Genomic DNA, 779 nt, shown 5'->3' with positions numbered 1-779 from the left:
CGGGCCAGCCGGCCCACCACGAAGAGCCCGAGGACCTCGGTCGGGGCCAGGTCCAGCCGTTCCCGTCGGGTCAGCCGGACGTTCTCCTCGGCCAGCCGCTCCTCGGTCATCCCGATGCCCTGGTCCACCACGGAGAGCCGGGCACCGGTCCCGGTGAGTTCGCCGGAGACCACCACCCGGGTGTGCGGCGGCGAGAAGACCGTCGCGTTCTCCATCAGCTCGGCCAGGGCCAGCACCAGGTCGCCGACGGTGGCGGGCGCGGCCGAGACGCCCGGCGGCACCTGCACGTCCACCCGGGTGAAGTCCTCGATCTCGCCGAGCGCCAACCGCACCACGTCGCCGAGCGGCACCGGGGCGACGTGCCCGTCGCTGCCGGTCGAGCCGGAGAGCACCACCAGGCTGCCGGCGTTGCGGCGCAGCCGGCTGGAGATGTGGTCGAGCCGGTAGAGGTCCTCCAGCCGGCCCGGATCGGCCTCCTGCCGCTCCAACCGGTCGATCAGCGCGATCTGCCGGCCGACCAGGTTCTGGGTACGGCGACCGACGTGCCCGAACATCTGCGCCACGTTGCGCCGGCCGGCCACCTGCCGTTCGACCAACCGGGCGGCGGTGCGCTGCACCCGCTCGAAGGCCCGGGCCAGGTCGCCGATCTCGTCGCGGGCCCGGACGTCGACCGGGTCGAGGCGGACCGGCGGGCCGGCCTCGGTCTCGTCGTCGGCGACCCGGACCAGTTCGGCCTCGGCGACCCGGGCGACCCGGTCGGCCGAGCGGGTGAGCCGGGT

At 75.1% G+C, this 779-nt stretch carries 1 protein-coding gene; it reads right to left on the bottom strand.

The window, feature by feature from the left end; translation table 11 throughout:
• Positions 1-779 (bottom strand): sensor histidine kinase (locus AC5L3Z_RS29500; protein WP_494846647.1); only part of this gene is annotated, 779 nt, incomplete at both ends.

The organism is Micromonospora sp. LZ37 (genome assembly GCF_059359015.1).
This window is presented reverse-complemented; position numbering and strand designations above follow the sequence as displayed.